Source organism: Pseudomonas sp. GW460-12-10-14-TSB1 (assembly GCF_017349775.1).
Classification (GTDB): Bacteria; Pseudomonadota; Gammaproteobacteria; order Pseudomonadales; family Pseudomonadaceae; genus Aquipseudomonas; species Aquipseudomonas piscium.
Genome location: NZ_JACNAC010000012.1, coordinates 109628 through 126257, shown reverse-complemented (window position 1 = coordinate 126257; position 16630 = coordinate 109628). Strand labels below are relative to the sequence as shown.

The 16630-nt window shown below is 67.2% G+C and carries 16 protein-coding genes; 10 read left to right on the top strand and 6 right to left on the bottom strand.

Annotated features, from left to right (window positions below):
• Positions 1–1763, top strand: a 1763-nt coding sequence (locus J4D52_RS10770; protein ID WP_207272126.1) for a nitric oxide reductase activation protein NorD, incomplete at its 5' end; no start/stop codon positions are given.
• A 376-nt stretch (positions 1764–2139) separates the two neighbouring features.
• On the opposite strand, the gene J4D52_RS10765 is transcribed toward J4D52_RS10770, so the two are convergent.
• Positions 2140–2334 (bottom strand): protein DnrP, encoded by a 195-nt coding sequence (locus J4D52_RS10765; protein WP_102677008.1) that lies wholly within the window; start codon positions 2332–2334, stop codon positions 2140–2142.
• Positions 2331–3014, bottom strand: a complete 684-nt coding sequence (locus tag J4D52_RS10760; protein ID WP_102677009.1) for a Crp/Fnr family transcriptional regulator — start codon at positions 3012–3014, stop codon at positions 2331–2333. The genes J4D52_RS10765 and J4D52_RS10760 overlap by 4 nt, the downstream gene beginning before the upstream one ends.
• A gap of 581 nt (positions 3015–3595) precedes the next feature.
• On the opposite strand from J4D52_RS10760, the gene J4D52_RS10755 reads away from it, so the two are divergent.
• Positions 3596–4786 carry an NnrS family protein gene (locus J4D52_RS10755; RefSeq protein WP_102677010.1) on the top strand — a complete coding sequence of 397 codons (1191 nt, stop codon included), beginning with the start codon at positions 3596–3598 and terminating at the stop codon, positions 4784–4786.
• 29 nt (positions 4787–4815) lie between these two features.
• Positions 4816–5256, top strand: coding sequence for a CopD family copper resistance protein (locus J4D52_RS10750; protein WP_102677011.1), 441 nt, complete (start codon positions 4816–4818; stop codon positions 5254–5256).
• Between the two features lie 41 nt (positions 5257–5297).
• On the opposite strand, the gene ytfE is transcribed toward J4D52_RS10750, so the two are convergent.
• Entirely contained in the window at positions 5298–6014 is a 717-nt protein-coding gene (gene ytfE, locus J4D52_RS10745) for an iron-sulfur cluster repair protein YtfE (RefSeq protein ID WP_102677012.1), read from the bottom strand.
• A gap of 149 nt (positions 6015–6163) precedes the next feature.
• On the opposite strand from ytfE, the gene norR reads away from it, so the two are divergent.
• The 7 genes from norR (at position 6164) to J4D52_RS10710 (ending at position 12994) form a co-directional block, all read left to right on the top strand.
• A complete protein-coding gene (norR, locus tag J4D52_RS10740; RefSeq protein ID WP_102677046.1) occupies positions 6164–7690 on the top strand; it encodes a nitric oxide reductase transcriptional regulator NorR in 1527 nt (508 codons plus the stop codon).
• Positions 7691–7955: 265 nt separating this feature from the next.
• Positions 7956–8603: a pyridoxamine 5'-phosphate oxidase gene (gene pdxH / locus J4D52_RS10735; protein ID WP_102677014.1), complete on the top strand. Its 648-nt coding sequence runs from the start codon at positions 7956–7958 to the stop codon at positions 8601–8603.
• 97 nt (positions 8604–8700) lie between these two features.
• Entirely contained in the window at positions 8701–9267 is a 567-nt protein-coding gene (gene moaB, locus J4D52_RS10730) for a molybdenum cofactor biosynthesis protein B (RefSeq protein ID WP_102677015.1), read from the top strand.
• The gene (glp, locus tag J4D52_RS10725) at positions 9264–10499 is read left to right on the top strand and encodes a gephyrin-like molybdotransferase Glp (RefSeq protein WP_102677016.1); all 1236 of its coding nucleotides are present in this window, start codon (positions 9264–9266) and stop codon (positions 10497–10499) included. Before moaB ends, glp begins: the two co-directional genes overlap by 4 nt.
• Positions 10500–10609: 110 nt before the next feature.
• On the top strand, positions 10610–11605 hold the full coding sequence (locus tag J4D52_RS10720) for a peptidase U32 family protein (protein ID WP_025810399.1): 996 nt from the start codon (positions 10610–10612) through the stop codon (positions 11603–11605).
• A gap of 10 nt (positions 11606–11615) precedes the next feature.
• Complete coding sequence (locus J4D52_RS10715) at positions 11616–12506, top strand: U32 family peptidase (RefSeq protein ID WP_102677017.1); 891 nt, start codon at positions 11616–11618, stop codon at positions 12504–12506.
• Between the two features lie 20 nt (positions 12507–12526).
• Positions 12527–12994 (top strand): SCP2 domain-containing protein, encoded by a 468-nt coding sequence (locus J4D52_RS10710; RefSeq protein ID WP_173678548.1) that lies wholly within the window; start codon positions 12527–12529, stop codon positions 12992–12994.
• A gap of 128 nt (positions 12995–13122) precedes the next feature.
• On the opposite strand, the gene J4D52_RS10705 is transcribed toward J4D52_RS10710, so the two are convergent.
• The 3 genes from J4D52_RS10705 to J4D52_RS10695 all read right to left on the bottom strand — a co-directional run bounded on the left by J4D52_RS10705 (position 13123) and on the right by J4D52_RS10695 (position 16374).
• The gene (locus J4D52_RS10705; RefSeq protein ID WP_102677019.1) at positions 13123–13800 is read right to left on the bottom strand and encodes a Crp/Fnr family transcriptional regulator; all 678 of its coding nucleotides are present in this window, start codon (positions 13798–13800) and stop codon (positions 13123–13125) included.
• A 115-nt stretch (positions 13801–13915) separates the two neighbouring features.
• Complete coding sequence (gene narL, locus J4D52_RS10700; RefSeq protein ID WP_009049452.1) at positions 13916–14563, bottom strand: two-component system response regulator NarL; 648 nt, start codon at positions 14561–14563, stop codon at positions 13916–13918.
• Positions 14560–16374 carry a HAMP domain-containing protein gene (locus tag J4D52_RS10695; RefSeq protein ID WP_102677020.1) on the bottom strand — a complete coding sequence of 605 codons (1815 nt, stop codon included), beginning with the start codon at positions 16372–16374 and terminating at the stop codon, positions 14560–14562. The genes narL and J4D52_RS10695 overlap by 4 nt, the downstream gene beginning before the upstream one ends.
• Positions 16375–16630: the final 256 nt, after the last annotated feature.

Below are 16630 nucleotides of genomic sequence, written 5' to 3'. Positions count from 1 at the left end.
TGGACTTTCCCGAGGCGCGGGTCGAACTGGCGCCGCGCCAACGCTCCCTGGCCCTGCTGTTGCGGGCCATGGGCGGCGACGGTCGCGGTGTCGAGGCGGCCAGCGAGCGCGACCTGCTGTTGCGCCGCAGCCTGTTGCAGCAGATCGCCGGCACCTGCCGGCAACTGCCCCTGGCCTGGTGCGACGCCGACAACCTGCGCCTGCCGGCCAGCCTCGCGGTGTTCCCCGAGGCGGCGTTGAACGAGGAGCTGTATCGCTGGCTGGCCCTGCTGGCGGCGCAGTCCGGGCCGATGCGCCACTGGGGCCGGGACAATCAGCGCTGGACCCGGCGCCTGTTGCAGCGCTACCCGGCGTTGCGTGGTCGCTACCGGCGGCTGGTGGAGGCGCACCTGCAACTGCGCCCCGATCCGGCTTCGCTGAGCCGCCCCGAGGCCGCGCTGGAGCGGGCCTTGTGCCAGGCCCTGCGCGAGCCCGGCAGCGTCGCCGAGTTTCCCCGCAGCGAACGGGCGGCCTGGCCGGTGCCGTTGTGGCTGTACCCGCCGCTGCACCTGGCCAGTCCGCTGGTTGCTGATCTTGAGGACTCACCGGAGGACCTGGCGACGACTGCCGGCGAGCAGGCCGGCGGGCGCAAGCGCGCCAGTCGGGTCGAGGACCATAGCCGCGACGGCGGCCTGCTGATCCTGCGCCTGGAGAACCTGTTCAGCTGGACCGAGCACGTGGACCTGGACCGCTGGGCAGACGATAGCGAAGACCCGGACGCCGCCCGGGTCGCCGCCGACCTGGACGAGCTGACCCTGTCGCGCACCCGCCTGCGCAAGGGCGGCGGCCTCAAGCTGCACCTGGACCTACCGCCGGCGGACGTCGACGACATCCCCCTGGGCGAGGGCATCCACCTGCCGGAATGGGACTACCGCAAGGGGCGCCTGCAGCAAGGCTTGGTCAACCTGCAAATGCTGGTGCCACGCGACTGCCAGCCGCAGCCGCTGCCGTCGCGGCTGAAGCCCTCGGCGCAGCTGCTGCGCCGGCAGTTCCAGCAGTTGCGCAACGACCGCCAGTGGTTGCGCCAGCAGCCTCAGGGCGCGGAACTGGACATGCAGGCCTGGCTGGATTTTCACGTCGAGCGCGCCCATGGCGCCTGTGCCGAGCGCGGCCTGTTCATGGAGCAGCGCCAGACCCGGCGCGACCTGGCGTGCCTGCTGCTGGCCGATGTCTCGATGTCCACCGACGCCCACCTCAACGATGAGCATCGGGTGATCGAGGTGATCCGCGACAGCCTGCTGTTGTTCGGCGAAACCCTGGCTGGCCTCGGCGATGACTTTGCCCTGTACGGGTTTTCCTCGCTGCGTCGCCAGCAGGTGCGCATGCAGGAACTCAAGGCTTTCCATCAGCGTTACGACGACCACACCCGCGGGCGGATCCAGGGGCTCAAGCCGGGTTTCTATACGCGCATGGGTGCGGCGATCCGCCAGGCCACGCGCCTGCTCGCTGGCTGCAAGCGCCAGCGCAAGCTGTTGCTGTTGCTGACCGACGGCAAGCCCAACGACCTGGACCTCTACGAAGGCCGTTATGGCGTCGAGGACACCCGCGAAGCGGTACTGGAAGCGCGGCGCCAGGGGCTGACGCCGTTCTGCATCACCATCGACCGCGAAGCGGCGGCTTACCTGCCGTACATGTTCGGCGCCAATGGCTACACCCTGATCCGCCAGCCCGAGCAACTGCCCCTGCGCTTGCCGCAGTTGTATCGGCAGCTGACCCAGCCCTGAGGCGCAACACCCCTTGACGGCAGGCGCCTGGCTCGCCAGCGAAGAGATCCGCGGCTGTTGCCCGCCGCCTGGGACGCGTTCGCTGGCGAGGGCAGGCGAGGGGGACGGGTTCAAGGTTCCAGGCAAACCTGATGTGCAGGCCTTGCGGGGACTGCATCGCAATGCCAATCAGGCAACGCGTTATTTCAGGTAAATCTCGCGCATAGGTTTTGCGAGGACTGCGTCCTCGATCGCAGCCTCGCTAACGCTCGACAGCGGCTACACGTAGAGACCAGAGCCGTGCGCGGTCTGTAGCCGCTGCCGAGCCTGCGAGGCTGCGATCGGCTGCGTAGCAGCCGCAAAACGGGCAACACGGTGTTCCAGGCAAAAGCGTCCGCTAGGAGCGCGGCAGCCAGAAGAACATCGCCACGCAGAACAGCGTCAGGCCGATGCAGAACCATTTGAAGCGCTGCAGCCGACGTTGTTCGGCGTGCGCCGCGGTGGCCGGTAACGGCATGCCGCAGTGGCGGCAGGCGCTTTGCCGAGGCGGGTTGGCTTTTTGGCAATACAGGCAGACCGGCCCGGCGCTCATTCGAATTGCTCCAGGCGCGGCCGGTCGAGAATGACGATCTGGCGGCCGTCCTGGCTGATGATCTTTTCATCGATCAGGCGGCGGATGATCCGCGAGAAGGTCTCCGGCTGAATCGCCAGGTGGCCGGCGATCAGTTGCTTGGCCATCGGCAGTTCGAACCGGCGTTCCACCGGTTGCAGCTGCATCAGCTGTGTCAGCAGATACCGCACCACCCTGTGGGTGGCGTTCTTCAGCGACAGGGTTTCGATCTCGTTGACCCGCTGGTGCAGGCGCACGCAGAGCTTGCCGAGCAGGGCGAAGGTCAGGCGGCTGTTGTTTTGCAGCAGGCGCAGGTAGGTGTCGTTGGACAGGCGATAGAGCTGGGTCGGGCCTATGGCTTCGGCCGAGGCCACATAGTCCGGCGTGTCCATCAGCATCATGGCCTCGGCGAAGGTCTGCCGCGGGCCTATGACTTCGAACACTTTCTCCTGCCCGTCCGGTGTCAGGCGGTAGACCTTCACCGCGCCGGCGATCACGAAATAGAAGGCCTCGGCCGGCTCGCCCTGGCGGAACAGCGGGTCGCCCTTGTCGATGCTGAGCAACTGGCTGGCCGCCATCAGCTCGTCCAGCTGCTCCTCGTTCAGGGGCTCGAACAGGTGATGGCTGCGCAGGATCTGGTGATGCACGCGATGAAGCACCATGAATATTCATCCTTATGGTTTGGGGAGGACGGCGGCTGTCAGACCAGGGCTGTCAGACGAGGCCGAGGGCGACACGGCTGGCGAGGGCGAGGATCGCGCCGAGGACGACAAACCACGTCAGTGGCTGGATGGTCTTTTTCAGGATGGCTCCGGCGGTATTCATGGTGGCTCCGGTAATTCGGGAGAGATTGGGTGCCCTGTGTTCAGCAAGACCCGGGCCAGGCGCCAGGCCCCCTGTATTCGGGGGATTTCCAACGGCGTGGTCAAAAAGACCTGGCGATTTAGGGTGTAAATGACTAGCGAGTGGTCAATTTGACCCTCTAGCTGGAAGGCGAACCCCAACGCCGCCCTGGCCGAACCCCCGGCCCGCCGGCTTGTGGCCGCTCCAGATTGCGATCGGGCACCGGGGCACGGCCCTTGCACTGCCAGAAAGGACGGCGGGCACAACAGCCCGCCGCATCCCGGGCAAGCTTGATTTGCGACAACGGCAAGAGCGCGCCAATGGCCGATGATGGCCGGGGATTTCATTCGCCGCGTGTCGACCGTCGCCGGGTCGGCCGCTGGGTAAAGGAGTGGGCTTGATGCAAGTACTTGACCGTCGTGCAGCGATGGCGATCGTGCCGCTGTTACGCCTGGCCTTCCGGCCGTTTTTTCTCGCCGGTTGTGTCCTGGCGCTGCTGGTGGTGCCGCTGTGGCTGACGGCGCTACAGGGTGCCCTGGGCGACTGGCAACCGGCGGGGGGCTGGCTGGGCTGGCACCGCCACGAATTGCTGTTCGGTTTCGGCCTGGCGATCATCGCCGGCTTCCTGCTGACCGCGGCGCAGACCTGGACCGGCCAGCCGGGCCTGAGCGGCAAGCCGCTGGCGGCCCTGGCCTTGCTCTGGCTGGCCGCGCGCCTGGCCTGGCTGGGCAGCGCGCCCTGGCCGCTGCTGGCCGTGCTGGAGCTGGGCTTTCCCCTGGCGCTGGCATGGTTGATGGGCCGCATGCTGTGGAAGGTACGCCAGCAACGTAATTACCCGATTGTCCTGGTGCTGCTGTTGCTGGCCGCGGCCGACGGCTTGTCGGTGGCCGGCCTGCTGCAAGGTCATGAAGGCTGGCAGCGCCAGGGCGTGTTGAGCGGCCTGTGGCTGGTGGCGGCGATGATGAGCCTGATCGGCGGGCGGGTGATTCCGTTTTTCACCCAGCGCGGCCTCGGTCGGGTCGCGGCCGTGGCGCCCTGGCCGTGGCTCGATTATCTGGTGTTGGTGGGGTCGGCGCTGGTGGCGCTGCTGTATGCCGCCGGGCCGGCGCTGGTGGCCAATACCTGGGTCGGCGCGCTGTTCCTGCTGCTGGCGGCCGCGCATCTGCTGCGGTTGTGGCGCTGGCAGGATCGCGGGCTGTGGCGCGTGCCGCTGCTGTGGTCGCTGCACCTGGCCTACGGCTGGCTGGCGCTGGCGTGCCTGGGCATGGCGCTGTGGCATTTCGGCGCGCCGCTGAACCCCAGCCTGGCCCTGCACGGCCTGACCATCGGCGCCATGGCCGGGCTGATCCTGGCGATGATCGCCCGGGTCAGCCTGGGCCACACCGGGCGCCCATTGGAGCCACCGGCCGGCATGACCCTGGCGTTCATCCTGCTCAATCTGGCCTGCCTCAGCCGGGTGCTGCTGGTGCTCTGGCTGCCGGTGGCGGCGTTGTGGCTGGCGGGTGTGTGCTGGGCCCTGGCCTTTGCCCTGTACGTCTGGCGCTACGGGCCGATGCTGCTGCGGGCGCGGGTCGACGGGCATCCGGGCTGAGCCCTGAATGCGGAGCAAGGAGAAGGGCAATGCTTTACCCCTGGTTAGTGGTCATCCACCTGCTGGCGGCCATAGGTTTTATCGGCACGCTGTTCTTCGAGGTGTGCATCTGGCACACGGCGCGCCGGCAACTGGCGAGCGACGCCCAGGTGACGGCCGACCAGGCTATCGCAGTGCGTTCGCGCAAGGTCCTGCATGGCGTGGTGCTGCTGTTGTACGGCGCCGGTATCGGCCTGGCCTGGCAGCATCGCGGCGCCTTGAGCCAGCCTCTGGGCAGCAGTTTCGCCAGCCTGTTGAGCCTGAAGATCATGCTGGCCCTGAGCATCATCGGCCATTACCTGTTGCTGGCGTACTGGCTCAAGACCGCGCGGTTGAGCGCCGGCCGCGCCTGCTGGATCCGCCGCAGCGTGCTGGGGCACATGCTGCTGATCGTGGTCCTGGCCAAGGCGATGTTCTATTGGCACGGCTGAATGAGCGTGCCAGCCACGGGGCTGGCACGGGAGGGCGGGGATCAAGCGTTCAGGGCATTGACGAACAGCACGTTGTTTTCCAGGTGGATGTGCTGCATCAGGTCGTCGCGAAATTCGCTCAGCCCGCGGTACAGCGCGCGCCAGGTGTTGCAGGCGTCGGCGGGCGGGGTGATGTGGTCGGTCAGCACCAGCAGCTTCTCCAGGGCCTCGCCATGTTGCTCGTGCTCCAGGCGCAGCACATGGATCGGCGGCGCCGCCCGACGGCCCAGGCCCTGTTGCAGCATCGGGAACAGCACCTGTTCTTCCTTGAGCATGTGGCCTTCGAGTTCCTGCTGCATGTCCCGCAGGTGGTCGGCCAGGCCGTTGGGGCAGCTGTTGCGGGCGCCATGCACCTGCTCAACGCGGCAGGCCAGGCGGATCAGTTCCGGCAGCTGTTCGCGGTGACGGGCGTGGTAGCGGGTGAGGATATGGGCGATCAGTTGCTCGCTCGGTTCGTCGCGCCAGTCGTGCTGCCGGGCGGCGCTGTCTTGCAGCAGGTGCAGGGCCTCGGCGATCTGCACCGGGTCGAGACCTTTGCCGAGGGCGGCGTCGCGCAGGGTTTTCTGCCCGCCGCAGCAGAAGTCCAGGTTGAACTCATGAAACACCCGGCTGGCGCCGGGGATGTCGCAGGCCAGTTGGCCGAGGCTTTGCTCCAGGAGGTTGTGTTTCGAAGCGTCTGGTTGGGCAAGACCGGGTCGTTCCAGCAGTGTCGGGTTCATCAGGTTTTCCTTATTGGAGTGGTTCCCCTGGGCCTTTGCATCCGCCATGCCAGCTATAACTTTTTGAAAATAATGGATTAATTTTTTGTCGTGGTGCGGATGACCCCGAAGCTTCGGGGTTGAAACCACCAGAAAGGGTGATGACTACCATGTTGCGTGAAAGTCTGGCGGCCGACCTGATTGTCGAGTTGCCCAATGCCGTGCGTTTGCAGCGTCTGGTGCAGACCCTGCGGGAATACTTCAAGGCCGGGGCCGTGGGCCTGCTGCGCCTGGACGACGACAGCCTGCGGCCGCTGGCCACCGTCGGCCTGGTGCATGAAGCCCTCGGGCGACGTTTCGTGATCGCCCAGCACCCGCGCCTGGCGGCGATCATGGCGTCCCGCGAGCCCACCTGGTTCGAGCCCGACAGCCGCCTGCCGGACCCTTATGACGGGCTGCTCGACCACCCGGACAACGGGCCGCTGGCGGTGCACGACTGCATGGGCGTGAGCCTGTATGTGGAAGGGCGGGTCTGGGGTGCCATCACCCTCGACGCGCTGCGCCCCGGGACTTTCGACCGCCAGGCCCGGGACGAGCTCAAGCGCTGCAGCCTGCAGATCGAGGCGGCGCTGCGGGTCACCCGCCTGGAGCAGGAGAACCGCAGCCTGCGCCTGTCCCGCAGCGAGCCGCAGGATGCGCGCGGGCCGGTGGAGGAGGGCGAGATCCTCGGCCAGAGCGAGGTCCTGCACCAATTGCTCAACGAGCTGGACGTGCTCGCCGACTCCGAATTGCCGGTGTTGCTGCTGGGCGAGACCGGGGTTGGCAAAGAGCTGTTCGCCCGCCGCCTGCACCGGCTGTCCCGGCGCGCCCACAAGCCGCTGGTGCAGGTCAACTGCGCGGCGCTGCCGGAGTCCCTGGCCGAGAGTGAGCTGTTCGGTCACGTCAAGGGCGCCTTTTCCGGCGCCACCAGCGACCGCGCCGGACGCTTCGACGCGGCCAACGGCGGCACGCTGTTTCTCGACGAGGTCGGCGAGCTGCCGTTGAGCGTGCAGGCCAAGTTGCTGCGCACCCTGCAGAACGGCGAGATCCAGCGCCTGGGGGCGGACAAGCCGCTGCATGTGGATGTGCGCATCATCGCCGCGACCAACCGCCACCTGCCGGACAGCATCCGCGACGGGCTGTTTCGCGCCGACCTGTACCACCGGCTTTCGGTGTACCCGGTGCCGATCCCGCCGCTGCGCGAACGCGGCTCCGATGTGTTGGTGCTGGCCGGGCATTTCCTCGAACTCAACCGCAGCCGTCTCGGCCTGCGTGGCCTGCGCCTGTCGCCGGCGGCCGAACGGGCGCTGCTGGCTTACCCCTGGCCGGGCAATGTGCGGGAGCTGGAACACGTGATCAGCCGTGCCGCCCTCAAGCAGCTCAGCCGTGGTGGCAGTCGTAGCCAGATCCTGACCTTGGAGCCGGACGTTCTCGATCTCGATAGCTCGGTGAAGGGCGCGGAGCCATCCGGACAGCCACCTGAGGCTACTGTCGACGGGCCTTTCCAGCCCCTGAGCGAAGCCGTCGACGATTGCCAGCGGCAGAAGATCCACCAGGCCCTGAGCCGCTGCCGCAACAACTGGGCCCGCGCCGCGCGCTTGCTGGAAGTCGACCCGAGCAACCTGCACAAACTGGCCCGGCGCCTGCGGCTCAAGTAGCAGGCCCGACGCTCGACGGCTGGTCATGAACTGTCTCTGTAGGAGCGAAGCTTGCTCGCGATGATCGTCAACGATGACGCGTATAACCTGGCACCCCGCATCGTTCTCAGGTCCATCGCGAGCAATCGAGCGTCGACCGGCTGCTCCTACAGAAGAATGGCGGTGGTCAATGAGGGAGGTAATCGATGCCGGCTGTTGATGGCGATCAAGGTCATGCCCGGCGCCGCCTCGCAGACTGCGCAAAACCCCAACGGAGATCACCCTCATGCCCCTTTCCCTGGCCCAGATGCGCCGTGACTACTGCCGCGATGGCCTGTCCGACGAGGCCGCGCCGGACGATCCGCTGCCGCTGTTCCAGCAGTGGCTGCAACAGGCCCGCGACACCGAGCAGGCGCCGGTGGAGGCCAACAGCATGTGCCTGGCCACGGTCGACGAGCAGGGCCAGCCCCATTGCCGGGTGCTGTTGCTCAAGGGCTTGAGCGCTGAGGGTTTTACCTTCTTCGGCAACTACCAGAGTGCCAAGGGCCTGGAGCTGGCGGCCAATCCCCGGGCCGCCATGACCTTCTTCTGGCCGGCCCTGGAGCGCCAGGTACGAATCGAAGGGCAGGTCTCGCGGTTAGCGCCGCGGCTGTCGGATGTGTATTTCGATTCGCGCTCCCTGGCCAGTCGTCTCGGCGCCTGGGCGTCGCCGCAAAGCCAGCCCCTGGCCAACCGGCTGCAACTGGAGTCGCTGCTGGCCACTACCACCAGCCGCTTCGACGGCCAGCCGCTGCCGCGCCCGGAACACTGGGGCGGCTACTGCCTGCGCCCGCAGCGCATGGAGTTCTGGCAAGGGCGCAGCGACCGCCTGCATGACCGCCTGGACTACCGCCTGCACCAGGGCATTTGGCGCCACGGCCGGCTGGCACCCTGAGCTTTGTCGTCCCGTCGAGGTACCTCCTTGGAGGAATAGGTTCGTCGGCGGATTCGGTTCAGGCTGGGGCCTATCTCATTCACGGGAAGGCTTGGATATGGCCCATCTGGCGCAACGCACGTTTCACCCCCTGAACATCGCCGTGCTGACCATCAGCGATACGCGCACCCTGGACACCGACACTTCGGGCCAGACCCTCAGCGACCTGCTGCAGAGCGCCGGCCATGTGCTGATCGATCGTGGCCTGGTGCCGGACGACATCTACCAGATCCGCGCCCGTGTCTCGCAGTGGATTGCCGACCCCGAGGTGCAGGTGGTGCTGATGACCGGCGGCACCGGCTTCACCGTGCGGGACAACACGCCCCAGGCGGTGCTGCCGCTGCTGGACAAGCATGTGGAAGGTTTCGGCGAGCTGTTCCGCCAGGTGTCGGTGGAAGAAATCGGCATGTCCAGCCTGCAGTCGCGGGCCCTGGCCGGGGTCAGCAACGGCGTGCTGGTGGTGTGCGTGCCGGGCTCGCCGGGGGCCTGTCGCACCGCCTGGAACATGATCCTGCGCCCGCAGCTGGACAGCCGCACCGGCCCGTGCAATTTCGCTCCCCATCTCAAGCCGCAGCCCCATCAGGAGCCGCAACAACACATCGAGGCCTGTGGGGTGCGGTCGTGACCGGCTGTGGCTGCGACAGCGGCCAACTGATCCCGGTGGACCAGGCCATCGCCCATCTGCTGGACCAGGTGCCGCCACCACCCACGACCCAGGACATCGCCCTGGAGCAAGCCCTGGGCCGGGTGCTGGCGGCGGACATTCATTCGCCGCTGAACCTGCCGGGCTGGGACAACAGCGCCATGGACGGCTACGCCTTGCGTGCCGCCGACCTGCCATCTACCGGTGGCCGCCTGACCCTGGGCGGACGGATCGCCGCCGGGCAGGCGGCGGACACACCCCTGGCGGCGGGGCAGACGGTGCGCATCTTCACCGGCGCGCCCTTGCCGCCGGGGGCCGATACGGTGGTGCCCCAGGAGCGTTGTCGGGTCGAGGACGGGCAGCTCTGGCTGCCGCCGGTGACGGTGGGCGATCACGTGCGCCAGCAGGGCGAGGAGGTGGGGCGCGGCGATCTGTTGCTCAAGGCCGGCAAGCGCCTGCGTGCCCAGGAACTGGGGTTGCTGGCCGCTGCCGGGGTCGCCCGGGTCGAGGTCTATCGGCCGCTGCGCGTGTGCCTGCTGAGCAGCGGCGACGAGTTGCGCGAGCCCGGCCAGCCCCTGGCGCCGGGGCAGATCTACAACAGCAATCGTTACTGCCTGTCGGCGCTGCTGCGTGGCTGGGGCGTGGAGGTGCATGACTACGGGGTGATGGCCGATGAGCTGGCGGCCAGCCGCCACGCCTTGAGCCTGGCCTCGTCGGAATGCGACCTGCTGCTGACTTCGGGCGGGGTCTCGGTGGGCGAGGAAGACCACCTCAAGCAGGCGATCGAGGAACTCGGCAACGTGGATTTCTGGCGCCTGGCGATCCAGCCGGGCAAGCCCCTGGCCTTTGGCGAAGTGGCCGGCAAACCGTGGATCGGCATGCCGGGCAACCCCTCGGCGGCGCTGGTGACCGCGCTGGTGGTGGTGCGGCCGTTCCTGCTGCGGGCCCAGGGCGTGACGGATGTGTTGCCGCGAACCATGGCATTGCCCGCGGGCTTCGAGTGGTTGCAGCGCAACCGACGCCGCCAGTATCTGCGTGCCCGCCTGGTGCCCGGCGAGGATGCCCAGACCAGCGTGCAACTGCACCCCCAGCAAAGCTCGGCGATGCTCAGCGCCGCCTGTTGGGCCGATGGTCTGGCGCTGGTGGAGTGCGAGCGTCAGGTGCGCCTGGGCGACCCTGTGCCCTTCCTGTCGTTCGCCGAGCTGATGCAGTGACGGCAATTGATTGCGGTCAAGGCCGTGGCTGCCGGTCTGGCTAGACTGGCAGCGCATTTCCGATCGCAGCATACGCGTCGCCCTGGCGCGTTCTTTGATGAGGAACCCCCATGCAACTGGTCTGCCCCGCAGGCAACCTGCCTGCGCTCAAAGCGGCGGTGCGCCAAGGCGCCGATGCCGTCTACGTCGGCTTTCGCGACGACACCAATGCCCGCCATTTCGCCGGCCTGAACATGGACGACAAGCAGTTCGACGCGGCGGTCGCGCATATTCGCCAGCACCAACGCAAACTCTATGTGGCGGTCAACACCTACCCCCAGCCCCAGGGCTGGGCGCGCTGGCAACGGGCGGTGGACCGCGCCGCCGATCATGGGGTCGACGCGCTGATCGCCGCCGACCCCGGGGTCCTGGCCTATGCCAGCCAGCGCCATCCGCAATTGAACCTGCACCTGTCGGTGCAGGGCTCGGCGACCAATGCCAGCGCCTTGGCGTTCTACGCCCAGCACTACAACATCCGCCGCGCCGTGCTGCCTCGGGTGCTGTCCCTGGCCCAGGTGCGCCAGGTGGCGGCCAGCAGCAGTGTGCCGATCGAGGTGTTCGCCTTTGGCAGCCTGTGCATCATGGCCGAAGGGCGCTGCCACCTGTCTTCCTACATCACCGGCGAGTCGCCGAACCTGTGCGGCGTCTGCTCGCCGGCCAAGGCGGTGCGCTGGAGCGAGGACGCCGAAGGCTTGAGCGCGCGCCTCAGCGAAGTGCTGATCGACCGCTACACCGATAATGAAGCGGCCGGCTACCCGACCCTGTGCAAGGGGCGTTTCCTGGTCGAGGGCAGGCGCTTCCATGCCCTGGAGGAACCCACCAGCCTCGACACCCTGGACCTGCTGCCGGAGCTGGCGGCCATTGGCGTCGAGGCGGTGAAGATCGAGGGCCGCCAGCGCAGCCCGGCCTATGTCGAGCAGGTCACCCGGGTCTGGCGCGCGGCGCTGGATGCCCACCGCGCCGCACCCGCCAGTTTCGCGGTCAAGGACCAGTGGCGCCTGGTGCTGGCCGCTCTGTCCGAGGGCAGCCAGACCACCCTGGGTGCCTACCACCGATCATGGCAATGAGGAATTCGCGATGAAGCTCAGCCTGGGCCCCGTCCTGTTCTACTGGGACAAGGAACAATTGGGGCGTTTCTATTCCGAGATGTCGGCCTTGCCCCTGGATGTGATTTACCTGGGGGAAACCGTGTGTTCGAAGCGCCGGGCGCTGTCCCTGGACCAGTGGCTAGGCCTGGGGCGCGAGCTGCAGGGCTGTAGCCAGGCGCAGATCGTGCTGTCCAGCCTGACCCTGATCGAAGCCGCCTCGGAGCTGTCCAGCCTGCGGCGCCTGTGCGACAACGGCGAACTGCTGGTGGAGGCCAACGACATGGGCGCGGTGCAGTTCCTCGCCGAGCGCAAGCTGCCGTTCGTGGGCGGCCCGGCCCTCAACCTGTACAACGGCCACGCCCTGGCCCAATTGCAGGGGTGCGGGATGATCCGCTGGGTGCCGCCGGTGGAGTGTTCGGCGGCGCTGATCCGCGGGGTGCTGGATCAGGTGCGCGAGTTGGGTCAGGCGGTGCCTGAGGTCGAGGTCTTCGCCTATGGGCATCTGCCCTTGGCCTATTCCGCGCGCTGCTTCACCGCCCGGGCCCAGGACCGGCCCAAGGACGACTGCCAGTTCTGCTGCATCCAGTACCCCGACGGCCTCGCGCTGAGCAGCCAGGAAGGCCAGGCGCTGTTCACCCTCAATGGCATCCAGACCATGTCGGCCGAGGTCACCAATCTGTTGGCGGACTACGCCGGGCTGGTGGCCTGCGGCGCCGACCTGCTGCGCCTGAGCCCGCGGGCCCAGGGCATGGGCGAGGTGATCGAGGCCTATCAGCGGGTGCGCCAGGGCGCGACGCCACCGGTGTTCGTCGAGGGCTGCAACGGCTACTGGCATGGCCAGGCCGGCATGTTGCGCGTCGAGGAGGTGGGCCTGTGCTGAGTGGACAATCCAGGCGTCAGATGAGCCGCAAGGACTGGCTGCTGCGCGGCGCCGACCGGGTGCTGCCATTGCTGCGGCGGGTGCCGTTCGGCGTGCAGCGCCTGGCCTTGCAGCAGGGGCTCAACCGCTGTCTGGCCGAGCCGCTGCGCGCCGGCGAATTCGACCTGCTGCGCCGGCGCTGGCTGTGCCTGCGGATTCCCGACCTGGGCCTGGCCTGGTATGTGACCCGCGACCGCGACGGCCTGCGCATCGCCGCGCGGGCCCGGGCCGACGTGACCATCAGCGGCAACTGGCGCGAGTTCCTGCTGCTGGCCAGCCGCCAGGAAGATCCGGACACCCTGTTCTTCCGCCGACGCCTGGTGATCGAGGGCGATACCGAACTGGGCCTGACCCTGAAGAACCTGATTGACAGCCTTGACCCCGAGGTGTTGCCGGCCTGGCTGTGGCGCAATCTGGAGCGGGCGGGGAAGGGGCTGGCGGCGGGTTGAGTCACGGACCGCCGGGCAATGCCTTTTGCAGGCGCCGACCGGGATAACGCGGGGTGTCTGACCCGACGCCTCGCGAGCAAGCTGCGCTCCTACGGGTCCGGGATTTGCCGGTAATGCTTTATTGGCCGTTAACCCTGGTAGGCGGCCAGTTTGTCCTCGCCGAGGATCAGGATATTGCGCCGTTCCATGGCGATCAGGCCGCTGTCCACCAAGCGATGGAGGATGCGCGAGAAGGTCTCGGGCTGGATCCCCAGCTTCGAGGCCACCAGACGCTTGGACACCTGCAGCACCACCGCGCCGCTGAGGGGATCGCGTTCCTGCAACAGAAAGTTGACCACCCGCCGGCTGGCGCTGCCCAGGGTCAGGGTGTCGATGTCCTTGAGGCGCTGGTGCAGGTGCACGCTCATGCTCGCCAGAATTGCCAGGCACACCTGGGGCTGGTCTTCCAGGGCGTGGCGGTAATGGTTGCCGTCGATGCTGATCAACACGCTGTCTTTCAACGCGGTGGCATTCACCGGGTAGAAGCGCGCCTGGCTGAACAGCAGGGCCTCGGCGAAGGTCTGCCCGGGCTGGATGATTTCCACCAGGTTCTCCTGGCCCTCGCCGCTGATGCGGTACAGCTTGACCTGGCCGCTGACCAACAGGAAAAAGCGTTTGGCCGGGTCGCCCTGGTGCATCAGGGTGCCGTGGCTGGCCAGGCGCCTGAGCATGGCCTGGGCACAGACTTCTTCGAAGACCGGCTCCGGCAATTGGCTGAACAGATGATGGCGTCGCAGGAACAGCACGATGGAAGGGTGGGTCAGCATGGGTACCTCCGCTGCCGGCCATGGTAGAGCGCGGGGCTGCCATGGCCTATGCCTCCGCCGGCCTACCTCTAAAGGGCTAAAGAGGCAGGAGGGGCTAAAAGGCGCAGCGTGCGGCTCAACCGGCGTTGCGCAGGTGCTCCATGGCCCACACGGCGGCCTCGACCCGCGAGCGCAGGCCGAGCTTGTGCAGCAGGTTCTTCACATGGACCTTGACCGTGCCTTCGGTGATGCCCAGCTTGTGGCCGATGACCTTGTTGCTGTAGCCGCTGGCGATGGTCTTGAGCACCTGGCGCTCGCGTTCGGTCAGCTCCACCTCCGGCTGGCGCGGTGGCGAACGCAGGGCCTGGGCCATGACCCGGGTCAGCCCCGGGCTGATCACCAGCGCGCCGTTCAGGGCATCGCGCAGGTACTGGATCAGCAGCTCGGGTTCCATGTCCTTGAGCAGGTAGCCGTCGGCGTCCAGGCGCAGGGCGTCGCGAATGTCGTCCTCGGCATCGGACACGGTGAACAGCAGCACCTTGCCGCGGTAGTCCATGGTCCGCAGGCGGCGCAGGGTCTCGATGCCGTTGAGTTGCGGCATGTTGTTGTCGAGCAGCACCAGGTCGGGCTGCAAGGGCTCGATCAGGCCCAGGGCTTCTTCGCCGTGGCTGGCCTCGCCGACGATCTGCAGGTCGTCTTCCAGTTCGAGCATCTGACGGATGCCGCGACGCATCATCGGATGGTCGTCGACCAGCAGGATCCGGTAGGTGGGGGATGGGTTCATGCGGCGCTACCTTCTGTGGGGACTCCGAGAAACTCCGGACGGAATTCCATCTGCACCAGGGTGCCCTGGGGCGTCCTGGAAAAAATCTGCAACTGGCCATGCAGGCTGCGCGCCCGCTCGTCCATGATGTTCAGGCCGTGGTGTTCGCGTTGATTGCCGCTGTTGTCGTGGTCGCTGCTGAAGCCACGGCCATCGTCCTCGATCGACAGGCGCAGGGTTTCGCCGTGCTGGCGCAGTTGCAGCCAGACATTCTCCGCGTGGGCGTGGCGCAGGCAGTTGGAGAGCGCCTCACGGGTGATCTGCAACAGGTGGATCTGCTCGCTGGCCGACAGCTCGAAGGCCAGGCTGTCGAGCTGCAGGTGCACCTGGAAGTCGCCGCGACGGGAGAACTCCTCGGTGGTCGCTTCCAGCTCGCGCACCAGCCCGGCATCGTGGATCTGCAGGCGAAAGGTGGTCAGCAGTTCGCGCAACTGGCGGTAGGCATTGTTCACCCCCTCGCGCAGTTCGGCGGTGACGTTCTCCAGGGTGCTCACCGGTTCGCCACGGCGCATCAGGGTCTGCATGCGGCTGACCTGCAACTTCATGTAGGACAGGGCCTGGGCCAGGGAGTCGTGCAGCTCGCGGGCGATGATCGCGCGCTCTTCGAACAGCAGCAGGCGATGGTCCTGTTCGCGCTGGCGCTTGAGCGACAGCGAGGTGCCGATCAGGTTGGCCAGGGCCTGGATCAGTTCGGTTTCCCAGGCTTGCGGGGCATGGCCATCGAGGAAGTGCGCCTTGAGTTCGCCCAGTTCGCTGCCCTGGTTGCTGATGCTGAAACGCTGCCGGCTGATCTGCTGGTGGCGCTGGCAGGTGGCGCAATCGCTGACCGCGCAGACGTCCCGGCTGCTGGCGCCATGCAGGGCGATCAGTTGCTGCGCCGGGGCCTGCAACTGGCCTTGCAGGCACAGCGACAGGCGCAGCCCTGGCAGGCGCTGCTGGAAGCGCCGGATCAGTTCGTCCAGGCCTTCGGCGTTGGCCAGCCGCGTGGCCAGGCTGCGGCTGCTCTGGTACAGCAGCTCGAGGGCAGCATTGGCCTGTTGCAGGTTGTGGGTCTTTTGCCGCACCAGGGTTTCCAGGGTGCGGTGGGATTGTTCGATGGTCTCGGCCATGGCGTTGAAGCTGGTGGCCAGTTGGCCCAGCTCGTCCTGGGACTGGTGGTTGACCCGCACCTGGAACTCGCCGCGACGAAAACCCTGGGTGGCTTCCACCAGTTCCTGCAACGGCGTGACCACGCTGTATTGCAGCTCGTACAGGCCCAGCAGCAGGACGAACAGGGTGGTGAACAACGCCGCGCCCTGGATCAGCTGTTGCCAGGTCTGCTTATGTTCGCTCTGGCGTTGCAGCAGGCTGACGAACTGGTTGAGCTGTTCGACGAAGGGCAGGGCCAGGGCCTGGAACGCCGCGGCGTCGTGCCGTTCCAGGGCCGGCTGCAATTCGTCGTTCCAGCGTTGCTGGATCTGCCGGTAGCTGCCTAGCAGGTCGGGGTCGGCGCCGTCTTCCAGCACAGCCCTGAGCGACTGGCTGTCGAGGCGCTGTTGCAGGCTCTGGCGGATGCGCTCGATGTCTTCGGCGCTGGCGCCCGCGGCCAGCTTCCAGCTCAGGTGGTAGGTCTCCATGCGCACCGAGCCCGCGGTATTGATGGCTGCCGCGTCGCCCTGGCTGAACCAGGCGATCAGCCCGGCGCTCAGGGAACTGGCCAGCGCCAGCACGGCGATCAGGATCACCGCCAGGCCGGCGCGGGCGGGCAGGGAACTGCGCAGCCAGCGGATCATGGGCGCGGGCGCTGAGTGAATGAGAGGAGGGCGGACATAGCAGGCTCCAGGGGCGGCTGGCGATGGTTTTGCCGCCGGTCCCTGGCGCTCTACCTCTAAAGAGTTGCTGTCCATCGGATCCGTGCAGCCGCCTCGTGGAGCCAAGGCAAGAGCCTGATAAACAAAGGGTTCAGAGGTTTTAAGGCACTACCTCGTTGGAGGTAGGCGGCGCAAGCATAGGCCCACCGGGGCCTGGGCTTCCTTGATCCGGGTCAAG

Bases quoted from the DNA above. Each gene is read 5' to 3' on its own strand.
- moaB (WP_102677015.1), top strand. From the start codon at position 8,701: ATGGCCCATCTGGCGCAACGCACGTTTCACCCCCTGAACATCGCCGTG.
- J4D52_RS10750 (WP_102677011.1), top strand. From the start codon at position 4,816: ATGCTTTACCCCTGGTTAGTGGTCATCCACCTGCTGGCGGCCATAGGT.
- J4D52_RS10710 (WP_173678548.1), top strand. From the start codon at position 12,527: ATGAGCCGCAAGGACTGGCTGCTGCGCGGCGCCGACCGGGTGCTGCCA.
- norR (WP_102677046.1), top strand. From the start codon at position 6,164: ATGTTGCGTGAAAGTCTGGCGGCCGACCTGATTGTCGAGTTGCCCAAT.
- J4D52_RS10760 (WP_102677009.1), bottom strand. From the start codon at position 3,014: ATGGTGCTTCATCGCGTGCATCACCAGATCCTGCGCAGCCATCACCTG.
- pdxH (WP_102677014.1), top strand. From the start codon at position 7,956: ATGCCCCTTTCCCTGGCCCAGATGCGCCGTGACTACTGCCGCGATGGC.
- ytfE (WP_102677012.1), bottom strand. From the start codon at position 6,014: ATGAACCCGACACTGCTGGAACGACCCGGTCTTGCCCAACCAGACGCT.
- J4D52_RS10720 (WP_025810399.1), top strand. From the start codon at position 10,610: ATGCAACTGGTCTGCCCCGCAGGCAACCTGCCTGCGCTCAAAGCGGCG.
- J4D52_RS10715 (WP_102677017.1), top strand. From the start codon at position 11,616: ATGAAGCTCAGCCTGGGCCCCGTCCTGTTCTACTGGGACAAGGAACAA.
- narL (WP_009049452.1), bottom strand. From the start codon at position 14,563: ATGAACCCATCCCCCACCTACCGGATCCTGCTGGTCGACGACCATCCG.
- J4D52_RS10755 (WP_102677010.1), top strand. From the start codon at position 3,596: ATGCAAGTACTTGACCGTCGTGCAGCGATGGCGATCGTGCCGCTGTTA.
- J4D52_RS10765 (WP_102677008.1), bottom strand. From the start codon at position 2,334: ATGAGCGCCGGGCCGGTCTGCCTGTATTGCCAAAAAGCCAACCCGCCT.
- J4D52_RS10705 (WP_102677019.1), bottom strand. From the start codon at position 13,800: ATGCTGACCCACCCTTCCATCGTGCTGTTCCTGCGACGCCATCATCTG.
- J4D52_RS10695 (WP_102677020.1), bottom strand. From the start codon at position 16,374: ATGATCCGCTGGCTGCGCAGTTCCCTGCCCGCCCGCGCCGGCCTGGCG.